At 40.4% G+C, this 17,714-nt stretch carries 13 protein-coding genes; 4 read left to right on the top strand and 9 right to left on the bottom strand.

The window, feature by feature from the left end; genetic code table 11:
- Window positions 1-7 precede the first annotated feature (7 nt).
- Together LACPOB_RS0108800 and LACPOB_RS0108795 are read left to right on the top strand one after the other, a co-directional pair.
- On the top strand, window positions 8-889 hold the full coding sequence (locus tag LACPOB_RS0108800) for a shikimate dehydrogenase (protein ID WP_017868474.1): 882 nt from the start codon (window positions 8-10) through the stop codon (window positions 887-889).
- Window positions 890-921: 32 nt separating this feature from the next.
- Complete coding sequence (locus LACPOB_RS0108795) at window positions 922-2,118, top strand: MFS transporter (protein WP_017868473.1); 1,197 nt, start codon at window positions 922-924, stop codon at window positions 2,116-2,118.
- 70 nt (window positions 2,119-2,188) lie between these two features.
- On the opposite strand, the gene LACPOB_RS0108790 is transcribed toward LACPOB_RS0108795, so the two are convergent.
- The gene (locus LACPOB_RS0108790) at window positions 2,189-3,361 is read right to left on the bottom strand and encodes an MFS transporter (protein WP_017868472.1); all 1,173 of its coding nucleotides are present in this window, start codon (window positions 3,359-3,361) and stop codon (window positions 2,189-2,191) included.
- Window positions 3,362-3,884: 523 nt separating this feature from the next.
- On the opposite strand from LACPOB_RS0108790, the gene adhP reads away from it, so the two are divergent.
- Window positions 3,885-4,898, top strand: coding sequence for an alcohol dehydrogenase AdhP (gene adhP, locus LACPOB_RS0108785; protein ID WP_017868471.1), 1,014 nt, complete (start codon window positions 3,885-3,887; stop codon window positions 4,896-4,898).
- 487 nt (window positions 4,899-5,385) lie between these two features.
- Here the strand turns inward: adhP and LACPOB_RS0108775 are convergent, their stop codons facing one another.
- The 8 genes from LACPOB_RS0108775 to LACPOB_RS0108740 form a co-directional block, all read right to left on the bottom strand.
- Window positions 5,386-6,411, bottom strand: coding sequence for a M48 family metallopeptidase (locus LACPOB_RS0108775; RefSeq protein WP_017868469.1), 1,026 nt, complete (start codon window positions 6,409-6,411; stop codon window positions 5,386-5,388).
- Window positions 6,412-6,426: 15 nt separating this feature from the next.
- Complete coding sequence (locus tag LACPOB_RS0108770) at window positions 6,427-6,984, bottom strand: LemA family protein (RefSeq protein WP_017868468.1); 558 nt, start codon at window positions 6,982-6,984, stop codon at window positions 6,427-6,429.
- Window positions 6,985-7,142: 158 nt separating this feature from the next.
- Window positions 7,143-8,231 carry an o-succinylbenzoate synthase gene (menC, locus tag LACPOB_RS0108765; protein WP_017868467.1) on the bottom strand — a complete coding sequence of 363 codons (1,089 nt, stop codon included), beginning with the start codon at window positions 8,229-8,231 and terminating at the stop codon, window positions 7,143-7,145.
- A gap of 14 nt (window positions 8,232-8,245) precedes the next feature.
- Complete coding sequence (gene menH / locus LACPOB_RS0108760; RefSeq protein WP_017868466.1) at window positions 8,246-9,064, bottom strand: 2-succinyl-6-hydroxy-2,4-cyclohexadiene-1-carboxylate synthase; 819 nt, start codon at window positions 9,062-9,064, stop codon at window positions 8,246-8,248.
- The gene (gene menD / locus LACPOB_RS11985) at window positions 9,048-10,781 is read right to left on the bottom strand and encodes a 2-succinyl-5-enolpyruvyl-6-hydroxy-3-cyclohexene-1-carboxylic-acid synthase (RefSeq protein WP_017868465.1); all 1,734 of its coding nucleotides are present in this window, start codon (window positions 10,779-10,781) and stop codon (window positions 9,048-9,050) included. Before menD ends, menH begins: the two co-directional genes overlap by 17 nt.
- Window positions 10,782-10,850: 69 nt before the next feature.
- Window positions 10,851-12,296, bottom strand: coding sequence for an SLC13 family permease (locus tag LACPOB_RS0108750; RefSeq protein WP_017868464.1), 1,446 nt, complete (start codon window positions 12,294-12,296; stop codon window positions 10,851-10,853).
- A gap of 447 nt (window positions 12,297-12,743) precedes the next feature.
- On the bottom strand, window positions 12,744-13,901 hold the full coding sequence (locus tag LACPOB_RS0108745; protein WP_017868463.1) for an ArgE/DapE family deacylase: 1,158 nt from the start codon (window positions 13,899-13,901) through the stop codon (window positions 12,744-12,746).
- A 27-nt stretch (window positions 13,902-13,928) separates the two neighbouring features.
- Window positions 13,929-15,437, bottom strand: coding sequence for a YfcC family protein (locus LACPOB_RS0108740; protein ID WP_017868462.1), 1,509 nt, complete (start codon window positions 15,435-15,437; stop codon window positions 13,929-13,931).
- Between the two features lie 371 nt (window positions 15,438-15,808).
- Here LACPOB_RS0108740 and LACPOB_RS0108735 point away from each other — a divergent pair, with 371 nt between their 5' ends.
- Window positions 15,809-17,629, top strand: a complete 1,821-nt coding sequence (locus LACPOB_RS0108735; protein ID WP_017868461.1) for an FAD-binding protein — start codon at window positions 15,809-15,811, stop codon at window positions 17,627-17,629.
- Window positions 17,630-17,714 lie beyond the last annotated feature (85 nt).

The raw sequence follows: 17,714 nt of genomic DNA, 5'->3' as shown, positions 1-17,714 counted from the left end.
CTTTTTTATGTCTTTAAAACAGTTAGATGGTCATACGATATTAATTGGCTTAATGGCCTACCCAATTCGCCATTCAATGTCACCTACAATGCACAATCATGCATTTGAAAAACTAGGGTTAAACTTTGCTTACCTTGCATTTGAAATCACAAATGATAAACTTCCTAAAGCCATAGAAGCAATCAAAACTTTAGATATGCGTGGTTCTAATGTTTCAATGCCTAATAATCAAAAGGTGATACCATATTTAGACAAACTTGACCCAGCAACTGAAATGATAGGTGCTGTTAATACTATCGTAAATGATGATGGCGTTTTAACAGGCTACACCACTGACGGTACCGGTATGATCAAATCATTAGATGATGAAGGAATTGACATTCGTGGTAAAAAGATGACATTAGCTGGTGCTGGCGGTGCTGGGACAGCCATTGCCATTCAGTGTGCTTTAGATGGCGTTAAAGAGATCTCTATCTTTAACCGTGATGATGAATTTTTCCAACAGGCAAAACGTAACGTTGAACTAATTAATGAAAAAACGGATTGTAAAGCAACCTTACATCGTTTAGAAGATAAAGAAGATTTCAAAAATGAAATTAATAGCGCTTATATTTATGCGGATGCCACTAGTGTAGGGATGAAACCTTTGGAAGACCAAAGTTTAGTTAATGATCCTTCATGGTTGCGTAAAGATTTAGTTGTCTTTGATACGGTTTATGCACCACGGACGACCAAATTAATGGAAGTAGCTCAAAAAGCCGGAGTAAAACAAGTCTTTGATGGCTTGGGAATGATGCTTGAACAAGGCGCTGCAGCGTTTAAACTCTGGACTGGTGAAGACATGCCTGTTGATTATATCCATAATATTTTGTTTGATGACAATGATTAGACTTTTTAGGATGAATTACTGAGGGGAAAATTATGAAAAATAAATACATGCCAACAGCCATTAGTTTATATTTAAATTACTTTGTTCATGGTATGGGCGTTATAATTTTAGCCCAAAATATGGTTGCTTTATCAAAACAGTGGAACACAAATACAGGAGGAGTTGCAATTGTAATTTCTTCATTAGGGATTGGTCGACTAATTCCTTTGTTAATTTCAGGAATATTATCGGATAAGTTTGGTAGAAAGCCATTTGTTATCTTAGGAGCTAGCACATATCTTCTGTTTTTTGCAGGAGTTTTGTTAAGTCCTTCCATTACCATAGCGTATATCTTTGGTATCCTGGCCGGAATGGCTAATTCATTTTTAGATTCTGGTACTTATCCAGCATTAATGGAGATGTTTCCAGATTCCAAAGGTACTGCTAATGTAATTATCAAAGCTTTTGTTTCCGGAGGTCAATTTATCTTACCTCTTTTAATAAGCATGATCGTTAGTCTTAATTTATGGTATGGTTGGTCCTTTATTTTATGTATTGCTATACTTATCCTTAATTTGTTATTTATGGTAACAGTTGGTAAATTTCCCAAAATTGTTAACGAACAGAATGAAAGCTCAGATAAGCAGGATTCCTTAGTACAAAAAAATAAAAATTTGGGGAGCCTCTGGATAGACGGAACATTATTTATTCTGTATGGCTATGTTTCTCAAGCAACATTTTATCTAGTTAGCCAATGGTTAAGCCAGTTTGGGTCAGAAGTTGCACAAATGGGGAATACTAGTTCTCACGCGTTGATCAGTTATTACAGTATAGGTTCTATCGTCTGCGTTTTTGTAACAGCGGCACTTGCTAAAAAAGCCGTAAAAGAAATTCAATTCTTAATTACCTATACTCTAATTTCATTTATTGCACTCTTAACAATGTATTTGTTCCCAACAGCACTAATCTGCTCAATTATGTCTTTTGTTGTCGGCTTTTCAGCAGCTGGCGGTGTCATGCAGCTAGGTCTGACGGTGATGTCATCCTTCTTTCCAAAAGCAAAGGGAACTATTACTGGAGCATTCTATACCGCCGGATCAATTGCTTCATTTACAATCCCCTTATTTACAGGAATGATGTCTTCAAACTTAGCTAATATATGGCTGTTCGATGTAATTATCGCTTTACTTGGATTCGTATTAGCTGTTTTAATTACACTTAGATATCGTAAAATTTTTGGTAAAATATAATTATTTTATCTAATAAACACCATTTGCCTAATAGAAATTGTTTCTACTAAGCAAATGGTGTTATTAGTATCTATTCACTAATGTGTTTATCATTAGTCTTGTTCAACATGATCACAGCGATTAAAGTAATCAGCGTAAAAATTGAACCACCAAAACCAACATTTTGAATCCCAAAATTGCTGACAACGATGCCGCCGACAGCAGAACCTAAAGAGATCCCAAAGTTAGCAAAAATAGAATTTAGTGACGATGCTAGAACCATCGCTTGGGGATAATCATGTTCAGCCACACTCAAAATATGCAGCTGGACTGGGGAGTTGATCAGATACATCAAAGCCCCTACTAACATTACATCGATCGTACCTATGATCTTGCTATTAAGCAATAACGGCATCGCTCCTAAGGCTAAAAGTTCGATCACATAAACAGTCGGCATTGCTTTAAGACCACGATTGTCCGCAATTTTTCCACTGTACTGATTACTAAACAATGACATAATACCGTAGATCGTCAACATGAGAGTGATCATAGATGGCGCATAATTTAGTGTTTGGGATAAAATCGGACGTAGGTATGTGTAAAATACATATACGCCTGCCAAACTAAACATTGCAACTGCCACACTCAATAAGATACGTGGGTCTTTGAAAATCACGAACTGGTCACGGATCCCGCTGCTTTTAGCCTGTTCTAGGTCACGTGGCAAAAACCTGATAACTAAGATAAATGTCAGCACACTAAAAGCTGTGATCGTATAGAAAGTTTCACGCCAGCCAAAAGTCGTACTGATCCAAGTTCCCAAAGGTACACCAAAAACCGATGCAATACTGAAACCGGAAAAGATCCAACTTACTAACCAAGCCCGTCTTTCTAACGGAGCAATGACTGTCGCAAATGTCATTGCTAATGAAATTGCAGCACCGGAAACGATCGCAGTCACGACCCGTGAAATAACTAGCACTGAATATGTTGGAGACACAGCTGTCAGTAAGTTACCAAATGTAAAGATCCCCAGTAATAATAGTAAAGCACGATAGAGATTGCTCTTAATGAGACTGGTAACGATCGGAGTACTTACTGCGTAAACAAGAGCAAAGATAGTAACTAAATACCCAACCACAGAAATATCAACTGAAAACTGCTGAGCGATATCATCCAAAATACCGACAATAATAAATTCACTAAAGCCTAAAACAAAGGCTAATAATATTAAAACAAAACTCTGGATCCTAAATTTTCTCATAACGATTCTCCTAAAGATTTGGGTTCAGTTTGGGTTCAACTAAACCTTTCTTTTTAACACTTGCGTTCAGTTTGACTTTAACTGGACGTTCCTTTTTAAGACTTACGTTCAGTTAAGCTTCATCCAAACGCTCCACTTTAAAACTTGCGTCCAGTTTGGGGGCAAACTAAACATTTTTCTATCCATATGTATTGATAAAAACAAACGAATTTAAGGATACAAAATTTTGCTGGAAGATGTCAATCATAATGAACTAAAAAGTCATTCTTATGAAAAAATCATCGACTAGCTTTTTTATCAAGGTGTTTGACGACTAGACAAATTTAATTTTTTAACTGTTATTATTTAAATGTTATTTTTTGTGATTTTATTATTTTTTATTACCCCCCATTAATTTGTGGGTGTATAGCTATATGTCAAAACTTGAATCCTGTTTTTGTTAATTATTTCACTTGACTAATACTGAATTATTGATTACTCTTTATAGTGTTGAAAACGTTTTTTAGAAAGAAGGATATCTATAATGAAAGCTGCCGTAGTTCGTGATAATTGTGATGGTTATGTTGATATTAAGGACGTTACTTTGCGTGCTTTACACGAAGGTGAGGCCTTAGTCAAAATGGAATATTGTGGCCTGTGCCATACTGATCTGCATGTCGCTGCCGGGGATTTTGGCAAGGTCCCTGGTCGGATCATCGGTCATGAAGGTGTCGGGAAAGTGATCAAAACAGCTGGTGATGTTACTAACCTTAAAGTTGGTGACCGTGTTTCGATCGCATGGTTCTATTCTGGTTGTGGTCACTGTGAATACTGCACAACTGGCCGTGAAACCTTATGTCGTAATGTTTTAAACTCCGGTTTTAACGTTGATGGTGCCATGGCCGAAGAATGTATCGTACCCGCTAACTACGCTGTCAAAGTCCCAGACGAATTAGACCCGGTTGAGGCTACTTCATTAACTTGTGCTGGCGTCACAGTCTACAAAGGTTTAAAAACTGGCGACCTTAAACCTGGCCAATGGGTTGAAGTAGTTGGGACCGGAGGCTTAGGAAACTTAGCAGTGCAATACGCTCATAATGTCTTCGGTGCCCATGTAGCAGCTGTTGACATTAACGATGACAAACTAGCAGCAGTTAAAAAATTAGGCGCTGACTTGACGATCAACTCCAATAAAGAAGATGCTGCACAGGTCTTGCAAGATAAAGTTGGTGGTGTGCATAGTGCTGTGATCACTGCTGTTAGCAAGGATTCTTTCACCTCCGCCGTCAACGCCTTACGCGCAGACGGGACCTTGGTTGCAATTGCCTTGCCTCAAGGTGACATGCAGCTCAACATTTCTAAGACTGTTTTAGATGGAATCAAAGTTGCTGGTTCCTTAGTCGGCACACGCCAAGATTTGGCAGAAGCTTTCCAATTCGGTGCTGAGCAAAAAGTTAAACCAATCGTGCAAACACGTAAATTGTCTGAAGTCAACGATATTATCGATGAAATGAAAAATAACAAGATCATCGGACGGATGGTAGTTGATTTCACTTAAATCTATTACTACTTGAATTATGCTTTTCCTTTATATATTTAACAGTAATTTCTCAGCTATTCAGCCATTAGTTGAGAATTACTGTTTTTTACTCTTATAAAGTTTTAAACCTAAGCTCAACTTTTCTACGGTAAAAGCACCACATTTATTGTTAAAGTCATAATAACAGCCTGAAGGGGCTGGGACAAAACTAGCTGTGCGGTTATAAAAGGGCCATCCATCTATCCCATTAAAATGGGTTAAATCGATGGCTCTTAAACGTGTTCCAAAAGATTGAAGCCTTACTGTAACAACGATTGTGTTATCCTGGTTCTTCGTTTCGCTACGACCCAAAATAACGCAATCATCGTTACAAATCGGCTTCAAAGCATCTTTTGGCTCACTGTCATGTTTGGTTTTCTAGACAAAAAACTCTCCTTATTAGCAGAATACGTGCTTTTCTTTTGTGCCTACTATAAGGAGAAGTATAAATGTTTTTATTTTTCTTTTATTCGATCAGTTTTCTTAGTCGCTCGATCCGTTCATCCAATGGGGGATGAGTGTCGAGTAAACTCGTTAAACTAAATTTATGCTGCTTTGGTTCGGCCAAGTTTTCCTTTTTCATTTCTTTAACGTCTTTTTTTGATAAAGGAGTCTGGAAACATAAAGTCGCTGCTTTACTATTAGCGTATGAACTCGGGGTCTGATCTTTCTTTAATTTGGTCAAAGCATCGATCAAACCTTTTGGATCTTGTGTCATATCCACACCGGAAATATCCGCTAAACTCTCACGTTGCCGTGAAAGCGCAAGTTGCATCAATAATGCGATCGGCACACCGATCAACTGGATCAGCCAACCACCTAACAACATGACTAGACCAATCATTGCGCTACTTTTATCATTATCATTTTTCCGTCGGCTACGACCACTATCTCCAAACCACAAAGTACTCTCACCAAGTTCGACTAACCAATAACCAACACCAGCAATAAAGCTCGTCAAAGCTACTGTGATCGAACCTGAACGGATATCATAGTTTTTGATGTGCGACATTTCATGAGCCAAGACGCTTTTTAATTCTTCTCGGTTCATCATTTTCAACAAACCAGTATTCACACCTATTGCAGCGTGATTTGGGTCACGTCCAGTCGCAAAAGCATTAGCTTCTTGATCTTTTACTAAATAAACTTCAGGGACTGGGATCTCCGCTGTAATCTGTAATTCATCGATCACATTCAAAAGCTGAGTTTCAGCTAAGGAAGCATTTTGTGCTTCGAGCTTCCTACCACGAACCGAACTCATAAAAACACTGGTCGTATTGTAATATACGTACAAAGAATAAGCAGCTGCCGCAATTAAGAATCCTCCAGCTGTAATAAAAGTGATTTTCCACAGTTCTTCTGGAGCCGAGTCCATCATCCAACCCACTAAGAGTCCAATGAAAAGGCCGATTATGGTGACCAAAGCACTAAAGCCGATCATTACGATCGTTGAATTGCGTTTATTTTTCGCAATCTGTTCCTCAATGGTCATACTTTAATCGCCACCTTAAAATTTAACTTGTGGAGCTTCCCGTTGTGACTCATCTGTAATAACTTCCAAGTTAGGTTTAACCGCGAAGCTAAACATTTTAGCCACAATGTTGGCTGGAAAAGTTGTGACCAAGTTGTTGTATGACAAGATATGCTTGTTATACATTTGACGAGCAGCGGCGACCTTATTTTCGATCGTTGTCAGCTGTTCTTGAAGATTCAAGAAGTTAGTGCTAGCTTTTAAGTCTGGGTAGTTTTCTGCCACAGCAAATAAGTTACCTAGCGTATGTGACATTTGCTGATCGGCTTTGGAACGTTCATTAACATCCAAACTAGAGTCAGCTACTTTACTACGCATTTCTGTTAACTTCGTAAATGTTTCTTGTTCGTGCGTTGCATAACCTTTCACCGTCTCAACGACATTCGGAATCAGATCAGCCCGATACTTCAATTGAATATCGATCTGCTTTTCCGCTGTATTGATACTATTAGTAGCGCGTTGCAATTTATTATAACTTGTCCATAAATAAATTGCTAAAATTGCAACGATCACAATGACAATGATCCAAACCATTGATAATCATCCTTTCAAATAATCCAAAATTATATATCCTCTTAGATTGTACCAAAGTTTATCAATTAAAAGCTATCAAGGTGACCTTTAGTTAAGCTTTTTTAAGTAATAGCATGTTTTATTGCTGAGACTACTGAGCAAATGTACAGACATTCAAACTATATTCGTTCAAGACCTGGACATAATTCAACTCCAGTTCCACTTCCAGTTGGCACTTGTAATGCCCCATGCTGAATCACAAACCCTGGTCTAGCATAATCTTTTTCATAATACTGTGCTGTTTCAGAGATGTCGCCTGGAAACGCAAACTCATCCAAACTCGCTAAAGCTAGATTAGTTGCGCGGCCCAGGCCGCCTTCAACCATGCCACCACACCAAATGGGAAAGCCGTACCTTTTATGAGCCGCGACCATTTCTAAGGCTGGTGTTAACCCCCCCAAGACACTGGTTTTCATCGAAATAACGCGACATTCATGTGCCTCGATTGCCTGGATCGCGTCTGCCACACTCTCGATCGGCTCATCATAGCACAGGTCCGTTTTTAACTTTGCTTGCAATTCAGCAGTTTGTTCGTGCTGCTCCATAGAAAAAGGATCTTCTAACATGGTCAGTTGTAAAGCATCGATTTTTTCTGCCAAACCTAATGCAGGTTTTAGCGAGCCATTAGCATCTACACATAATTGTATTGCCGGGAAATATTCCCGTACGGCAGCGATCCGTTGCAAATCATCGTTTCCCTGAACCTTCAACTTGATCCGTCCATACTCTTGCTTGATCGCGCGCTCAACTCTTCTAATAGTTTGTTCAAGGGGCAAAATACCGATGCTGATTCCGACTTTAACGACATTTTTTCTAGTAGTGTCCGCTTTTTTTGCTAACACATCCGCTAAGGAACGCTGTTGTTGTTTGGCAAACAAGTCCCAGACCGCTGAGTCGACTGCGGCTTTAGCCAAATGATTTCCTTTAACAGGTGCTAATTTAGTGTACAGGTCTTCAGGCTGGTCAAACTCAACATTTACCAGCAAACTTTCTAAAACATTTTTTATTATCCATCGTGCTGTTACCTGTGTTTCTCTGGTATAAAATGGCTGTGAAAATGCTTCTAGTTCACCATAGCCCCTAAGACCACTTACATCTGTCAGTTCTATGACAGTTAATTCTCGCTGTGTCAAAGTTTCGTGACTGGAAACAAATGGTTGCTTTAACGGTAAAGTCATGGGTAATAGCCTTAGATCCACAATTTTCATATCCAACAACTCCCCTATTTTGCTTGCATCGTGCGCGCGAAAACTTGTAGTAATTGTAATACATACAACTCTGGCTTTTCCAAATGTAGGTTGTGCCCTGCACCACTCAGTACATATCTTTGTGCTTTGGGGATCAGTTCTTTCATTTGACTGGTCAATTTGTTGAATTTGGCATCCAATTTTCCAGTTAGCAAAGTCGTGGGGCAAGTAAGCTGCGGCAATTGTTTCCACAAATTAGGCATTGAGCCGGTCCCCATCCCACGCAAGCTAGCTGCTAATGCTTGTGGGTCTTGCCTTAGGCGCTGCTCGCGGATCTTTTGTTGAATGTTGGTCGGCAAATGCTTTTGCGAATCAAACAAAGGCAGGCTTTCCCAGTAGTCGACAAACCGACTAAATGACTCATTTTCTAATTGCTGTGCCTGTTGTTCATCATGTTCTATGCGTTTTTGTCGTGCCATTTTGTCGGCGATCCCGGCAGTTGAGCTTTCCAAAACTAAGGCTTGTACTAGATCTGGATAACGTAAAGCAAAATCTAACGCTAAACGTCCTCCCATCGAATACCCGACTAAAATGACTTGTTTGACCTGTAATTGCTCTAACAAACTAGCCAAATCAGCGGCCTGTCGTTCCATCTGATAGTCGTGTTGGTGGTGACTACAGCTGCTTTGTCCGTGCCCTAATAGGTCTGGAACTAAAACTTGGCCAGGTAATTGTTCGCTGATCTGGTCAAAGTCATGATGCGAACCCATAAAGCCGTGTAACAGTAACCAGGTCGGCGTCCCTTTTCCTTTTTGTTCAATGTAATATTTTTGTGAGTTAACCGTGATTTTCATCTAAAAACTCCTGTAATCGGTCAGCGACTGCTGCTTTTAAGTGATCTTGTTGTTCAGGTACAGCCTGGCGTGGTACAACAACTTCAACTATCGTTAATCCATGCGGCTGTTGTCTAATAATGTCCGCTAATTCACCCGCCGTTGTTATCTTGCAATATTTGGCATCATACATATCCGCAATTGCTGAAATTTTTAAATCCAACGGCGTTCCAAAAACTTTTTCAAACTGCGTTTTTTCCTGGTACTGCGGCAAGATCGAAAAGATGCCGCCACCATCATTATTTTGCACGATGACAGTCAAATCTAAATCATACTTTCGAGCCATCATCAAACCTGTCAGGTCATGGAAAAAGGCTAAGTCACCGATATATAAATAATTATTTTGTAATTGTGAAGCCACACCTAATGCCGTCGAATTAACACCATCGATCCCGTCAGCCCCACGGTTACATAATACTTGAGTGCTAGTTATTTGTGGATCAAATTGCACGTCAATATCCCTGATCGGCATGGAGTTGCTGACAAATAAAGTTGCGTCAGCTGGTAAATTTTTACTGATCACACTAGCAACACCTGGCTCATTCAAAGGATGAAAACTGGTAGCTGTTTCAAGTATTTTCCTAATAGTTCGGCTTAATTTTCTCCACCGTTCAAACCATTGGCTAACAGCTGGCTTTAGGTCGCTTAACTGCGGTAAGATCTGTGCAGGAGCAGCTGCGATCCTTTCTGTTGTACTTAAGGAATGGTCTTTCCACGAGCAATCTTCGTCCAAATATATGACTGGTGCACTTTTGTTAGCCAACCAGTTGATCATGGAAGCTGAAACTAACGTGGCCCCAGTTCGTACGATCACTTCCGGTTGAAAATCAGTGGGTAGCTTGTCCCACGCTTTAAAAAGCTGGTCCCCCGTGCTTAACGCGTGTGAGTATCCCCGTAAACCAGATAACGGATCAGCTAAGATCGGCCAGTTCATCTGTTCGGCAAATTCTGCGATCTCTGCGGCATTTTGGTGCCCATCTTGGACTGGACCTGCGATGATCAAGCCTTTTTTACCAGCAAATAGTCGCGTCAAGTGTTGTTTCGCAGCTGATGTTAAAACTGGTGTCAGCTTTGTTTGGAAAATGTTTTGTTCTGGTAAGCTCACAACTTGATCAACATCTGGCATCAATGGTTTGCGTAACGGCAGATTCAAATGCACCGGACCGCATGGATGCTGGCAGGCCTGATCAACTGCTTTTTGAACAATATAATCAGTATAGGCTAGTTCTGCGTTGCCATCACCAGCGCTAGGAGACGGTAATTGATAAAAACCTTTAACAGCCGTGCTATACATTTTTGGCTGGTCCAAAGTCTGTGGTGTACCTATCTCTTGTAATTCTGGCGGACGATCTGTGGTCAAGACGACCAGTGGCACGTTAGTTGAATCAGCTTCCCAGATCGCTGGATAATAATTAGCAGCAGCGGTCCCAGACGTGCATACCAACAGTACCGGTTGACCACTAGCCTTAGCGATCCCCAGACCAAAAAAGGCCGCCGAACGTTCGTCAACATCGATATATAATTTAATTTGACCTTCATCTTGCATCTTTCCTAATAAGATCGCAACAGGAGTGGAACGTGAGCCCGGTGATAAAACAACTTGTTTGATCCCACTATGTCGTAAACTTGCTAATAATCCACTGACTCTGTTAGTCAGTATTGTTTGAATATTTCCCATAATTTCATCTTGTCTCCTTTAAATCTAATCAGTGGCTGAATCGCGCACGCATTTGATAAATTTTGTCTGCTATAAAATGCTGGCAGCTAATGGATAGGCCACGACCGCCATTACAACGATCACAACGACTAACAAAACCAATCCATATTTCATCAAAGACGATGTATTAGCCCAGCCTGAGCCGCTCGCAGCCGCAGTAGCAGGCATCGCTGAAGGTGCAGCGATACCCGTCGAAGAAGCCATGCCGATCACACAAGCCAAAGCGGCTACATTTAACTGACCCGTTGCCATGGCAGTTGGAACGGCTAAGGATACGACAACTTGCACTGTCATGATATGCGAAGAAAAGCTGCTTTCGAGGGCAGTCCAAACAATGAACAATACCACGACTAAAGCAAGTGACTGACCCTTGATCAAAGAACCCATCCCGGAACGGATCACGTCTAAGAGCCCCACTTTTTTGCTGGTCAAAGCCGCGCCCAACGCCAAAGTGCCGGTCGACATCAGTAAAGTCGGCCAAGAAACTCCATTAGATAAAGCATCTTTCAAATTAAGCAACGGTTTGCCATCGATATTTAAAATAGCCAGTACGACCGTGCCGACTAGTGGTGGAAAAGCATTACCATACTTGCTCAAATCAAATGGGATATTCGGCCAGAGCGACTTAAGCGGTTCTGGTAAGATCCAGGCCGCTACGATAATAGCAAAAATTGTAATGATCCATTTTTCACGGCGGGTCAACTTATGGGCAAAAGTTGCAGCAAAATCATCTCGCGTCAATTGTTTGAATTTAGTCATATCTGGTTTAAATAATAATTTCCACAACAAAATAACCGCAGCAAAGATCAACAAACCAGCAGGCAAAGCAAACTCAATGTACGCAAAGTTACCTACAGAAATATTAGTAAGCGATTCTAAGATCCCTAGTGCGATAACTGGATAAACATGGGCGATCGGTGTCATTCCAGCAGCTAAACAAGTAAAAGCAACTAAACCAACCATTAATAATTCCGCAAAACTTTCTCCTTTTTGCAGATCCAATAGCGAAAAAATTTCTTCCAAGATCGGTAATAACAGGAAAAATAAAATCGTAGGAGACATGAACAACCCTAGTAATAAGATCACCGCAAAAAAAGAAAGCGTGAAACTCCACGGCCCCCGCTGGGCAAAGCGATTTGTCACAAATAAAACGGCGATACGTTTGATCATGCTAGTCTGAGATAAAGTATATGTAACAATAAACGTAAACATTAAGAACAAAAATGTACTATTCCCAAACGAACTTGCAAAAACAGACTCCGGGCCTAATGAAGGTACCAGAGACAATAAGGCAATACTTAACATACTTGGCCAGGAAATATCGACCGTCAACCACAAGAACAGTGTACCAATAAAAATACCGGCAACCTTAACTGCGTCGCCAGACATTCCACCCCAACTGCCTGAAAACCAGAAAACAGTAATAATAGCTAGGCCAACTAGCGTCTTACCATCAATAATTTTTTTCTTTTCCACTACTTAAACTCTCTCTTTCATTAAAAATTGCCAGCTTTAAATTTCCACCTCTGTTTTGGCTAACATTTTATAAGTAATATCGATGACAATTCTAACAACAATTTACCTAAAATGCTATCTAAAAAAATTTATGTATACTATATATAATATCTCAGACAAAGTCCATTTTAATGGTAGCTTTTCTGTATTATTATCAACCAGTGTTAATTGCTCAAGCAGAGTTTGTCGGAGGACAAATTTAACTCTGTATATTTTTTTGAAACTTAAAAAACGGAAAAAAAGTGGGATGAGACAAAACTAGCCTTCCAATGCTAAAAAGGCCGTTGGTCTATCCCATTAATTGAGATAGATCAACAGCCCTTAATCGTGTTCCAAAAAATGTTTTGAAGTCGTGGTTATAGTAAGGCTTCAAAACATCTTTTGGTCCACTCTCCCTGACTTATATTATTAACTTAAATATTTTTTCGCAAATCTTTCGTAAAACTCAGCCGCGGCTAAATACTCCGCCACATCCACGTATTCGTCGATCTGATGCACGGAATCATTGCCTGGACCGACCACGATCATAGTTGGAGCATTTTTGCTTTTGACAAAATTAGAAGCATCGGTTGCTCCTGGCTCACCCACGATCTTGACAGGTTTGTCTAAAATATCAGTCAACATCGACTTAGCCGTGGTGACATACTCACCTTTAAGGTCACCATCAACTGCTTCGCCCAAGTAGTCATATTGTAAATCAAACTTATGTTGGGGCATTTGATTAATTTGTCCTACAACATCTTCTAAGATCGCCTGGATCTCTGCCACAGTATACAACGGGTTGATCCGAATATTACCACGTGCTGTGATTTTCCCTGGAATACTATTGACCTGGTCTCCGCCCGAGATCATCGTAACGTTATGCACTACTGGTCCTAAAGTTTCATGGATTCGTGGTAAATTACGTAATTTATCATTAGCCAAGTCAATAAAATCAAGCATATTATCTAAGGCATTGATCCCTGCACCAGCCTTAGAACTAATGGCGACTTTTCCATACGATGTGACCGTGTAATCAATATCACCATTGCTGGCATAGACCACATTCAAATCAGTCGTATCTTCACCGATCACCAAGACATCTAAGTCATCGACATAACCTTGCTTGGTCAGCTCTTCTGAACCCCACATACCAGTTTCTTCACCAACCGTGGCCAAAAGACGTAACTCGCCAGTTAATTCGACCTTTTCATCTAGTAAAGTTAAAAATGTTCCGATCATACCAGCCAAACCACTCTTCATGTCAGTCGTGCCTCGACCATATATCTTAGTATCATTGTCGTATAATTTGCCAGAAAAGGGATCATCTTTCCAGACAGAACGATCACCTAAGTTAACAACATCCATATGCCCAGAAAATCCTAGCGTAAAATCACCATTAGTCGGGCCAATCGAAATAACAACACTCTCACGGTCACCTTGATACGGTACACGTGTTAAAGAAACGCGGTTACCATAGGGCGCAAATAGTTTTTCCAAATAATCAACAACTTGTTTTTCGTGATCATCGATCGTCTCGATTTGAATCAGGTCTTGTAATAGTTTAATTTGCCTTTGTCTATCCATCTTGAAAAGTCCTCCTTTTAATTTGACTTACAGCACAGCTAACAATACAAAATATGCACATGAAAGTACTAACAAACCTAAAGCTAACTTCCAGACCCACTTCCACCAAGTTGAAATATTGATATGAGCGATCTGCATCGCACCGACTACGACAGCTGAAGTTGGTGTCAACATGTTGATCAAACCTGAAGCTGCCTGATAGATGCTGACAACGATGTTAGGATCAACGCCCGCAAAGTGCCCCATCGGTCCAATGATTCCCATCGTCGCGGCAGCTAAACCAGAAGTAGATGGGATCAAAAAAGTCATTGGCAAATAAAAGACATAGGTCACAAGTGTGAACATTATCTTGCTGGAACCCTGCAAGACTAGCTCACCCCAGTGCAAAACAGTGTCAGTGATCATACCCGCGTCCATTACAACTTGAAGTCCGCGTGCCAAAGCAACCACGATCGCAACACTGGCAAAGTCTTTAACTCCATCCATAAAGTAAGCAACAAATTTTTCTTCTGGCATATGATAAACGAATTTGATCAAAATTGACATTCCGAAAAACAACATTGTGATCTCATTAAAATACCAACTGCCAAAAGCCACCATGTTTTTACCAAATAATGTACCCAAGAAGGGAACGTTTCTGAGCCACTTTAAAAATGTCTCAAAAAAAGTCCAGTTAGGATCGATCGTCTGCCATGGTACTAACCCAACGATCATGATCATAAATGTCAAACCAAAGATCCACAAAACGTGCTTTTGTCCCTTAGTTAAAGTCGGAACTTCTTTTGATGAAGTCTTTTCGTCCGTGATTTGAGCAGAATTTTTATTTGTATACAACAATGATCTCGTGGGATCTTTTTCGATTTTAGAAGCGTAATGATAGATGTACCACACGGACAAAGCCAAAGTTAAAACTAGCAGGATCAACCGTGAGATCAAGCCGTCCCCCATCGAAATATGTAACGTTTGTGAGGCAACACCCGTCGCAAACGGATTAACAGTTGAAGCTAGATTACCGATCTGTGTACCCACTAGTGGAATTGCCACCGCTACTAGCGCATCTAATCCCATCGCTTGCATTATCGGGATCAATAATGGGTAAAAAGCCATCGTTTCCTCTGACATCCCAAAAGTTGAACCACCAATTGCAAATAATAAGGTCAATAAAGGGATCAGCATTTTCTTTTGCTTGGAATATTTATTAACTAAAACTTTGATACCATCGTTTAAAGCATTAGTTTGGTTAACAACACCCAAAAAACCGCCGATCACTAAGATGAATAAAGAAATCGAGATCGCACCGTCAGTCTGAGCATTGCCGACCATCCCAATAACGGGCGCCATCAAGATATCCCATAAACCTTGCGGCTTGCTTGAAACACCGTGATAACTATTACGGATAACCTCACCTGCTTGATCAACATCATATTTACCGGCAGGAATGATCCAGGTCAAAATGGCGATCACAACGATCAATAAGAATAAGATCGTAAAGGCCGTGGGCATCGAAAAATGTCTTTTTTTATTTTTATGTTGCATAAGAAGTCCTTCTTTTTTATAAGAGTGTGAAATATACTCAGTCAGGAAACGGGTGCTGCTATCCTTTGCAGAACCGTTACTAACTAAGTTTTTATGTCCACTATACTTGTTGTTATTTTAACATATCAAAAAAATTCGCACTTGTGTAATAAAAAAAGTCATTATTAATATATCTGAGTTGATCTGTTAGCTGCATCTCATCAAAGAATAATCTTTAAGCGGTTTCCATGATCTATTGCATTTTTTACTCGACATATTCAGATAAATAAAATTTGCTATGGAAGATGGCAGCTTCTTGATTTAAGCGCTTTCATATTTGTGATACTATTAACTTGTAATAGACACCTAAGCGATATTAAGGAGGATAACTAATGGCTATCACAAATGAAGTTCGTTTTGATGCAACATATGATGTCGTTGTCTTAGGATTTGGTGGTGCCGGAGCAACCGCGGCCCGTTTTGCAGCGGATGATGGTGCGAAAGTCTTGCTAGTTGACTCCGCACCAGAAGGTCATGAAGGTGGTAATACTCGTTATTCCGCCCAATTGATCGGGACTGGTAGTGATTTTGACCAAACTAAGAAATATTATCAAAATCTGACTGCTCCTATGAACTTAGATGAAAAAATAATCGATACTTTTGTTGAAGGAATGGTCAATATACCAAAATACGTTAAAAACTATTTGGGAGTAAAACCCTTTAGCTGGCGGGAACATTTTCCTGAAAAAGGCGGTTTTGCCCGTAATGCATACGAGGAATTTCCTGAATACGGCGGGGTCGGATCCTATGATTTTACGACTGTTCACCCGGGAATGTTTGACGCTGCTTTATGGCAAAATTTGAAACAACAGATCTCACATCGCAGTCAACAGATCGATGTTCTCTATAGTACACCAGCTATTGAACTGATCCAAGATCCAACTTCTAAAACTATCATGGGTGTGGTGATCGAACGCGATCACGTTTTACGTAATATTCAGGCTAGAAACGGTGTTGTTTTAGCAACAGGTGGTTTTGAAAACAATCAGACCATGGTCGAAGATAACTTAGGAGCCTCCAACCTAACCCCTCTTGGCACTCTGTACAATCAAGGTGCAGGTGTCCGGATGGCACAAGAAGTGGGCGCTGATCTTTGGCACATGAATAACTTTGAATCACTCGGCTTATTACATGGTATGGCTTTTTCAGTTCCAAAAAATCACCGTGGGCGTTTGATGATCGGCGAGCAAAATAATGCTGTGGCCCATGGGAGCATCTTTGTGGTTGGTGACGATGGTACACGTTATTTTAATGAAGCAGAAGAAAATCGCCACGGACACATTAAAAATCACGGACAGTGGAAAGTTCCGCTTAATCAAGATCATCCTTACTTGATTTTTGATTCAGTTAAGAAAAAAGAGTTGGACGCTGATGAGATCATCGGACAATACGCCCCATACCGAGAAAATATCGTGGTTGCAGATTCGATCGAAGAATTAGGCCAAAGAATTGAGCTTGATTCTGATAATTTACAAATAACATTAGCCCGGTTCAACCAGGCAGCGTTAGATCAAAACGACCCAGAATTCCACCGGCCAGCTGAAACGTTAAAAGTATTTGAAACTGGTCCAATTTATGCCGTACGCATGAAACAAACCATGCTCAATACCCAAGGTGGTCCGCGGCGCAACTCACGAGCAGAAGTACTTGATACTAAGGGCGAACCGATCCCACATTTGTATTCTGCTGGTGAACTTGGCGGGATCTGTGCCAACCAATATCAAGGAGGCGGAAACTTAGCCGAATGTCTGATTTTCGGTAAAATTGCGGGGCAAAACGCCGCTGTCTCAAAAGAAGACATGCCCGAACAAGTCGTAACAAACTCAGAAAATTCCACCTTCATGATCACTAGTGATGATCGCCTAAACGATCAACATTATGAGACAGGCCCAAATCAATACATTGGACGCAGCCAAGAGGGAATCGGCGGGGACATTGTGGTTCGTTTGACAGCCGATCATGATAAAAATCTTAAAAACATTGAAATTTTACAACAAAGTGAAAGTAGCGACGTTGGTGTCAATGCCTTAAAAGAATTGCCACAAAAAATGGTTGAACAAAATAAGGTCAATGTCGATGCCGTCGCTGGTGCCTCAACATCAAGCTATGCTTTACAAGCAGCAGTCAAAGATGCCTTAAATCAAATTAAATGATCGTATAGAGAGCGGGACAAAAGTCGTTTTGAAGCCGGTATGTAACGTCGTTTACGCCATTTTTGGCCGTAGCAAAAGAAGAGAC

The sequence above is a fragment of the Ligilactobacillus pobuzihii E100301 = KCTC 13174 genome (assembly GCF_000349725.1).
Lineage (GTDB): Bacteria > Bacillota > Bacilli > Lactobacillales > Lactobacillaceae > Ligilactobacillus > Ligilactobacillus pobuzihii.
Note: the sequence above shows the minus strand (reverse complement) of the source record. Positions and strands in the feature narration are given on the sequence as shown.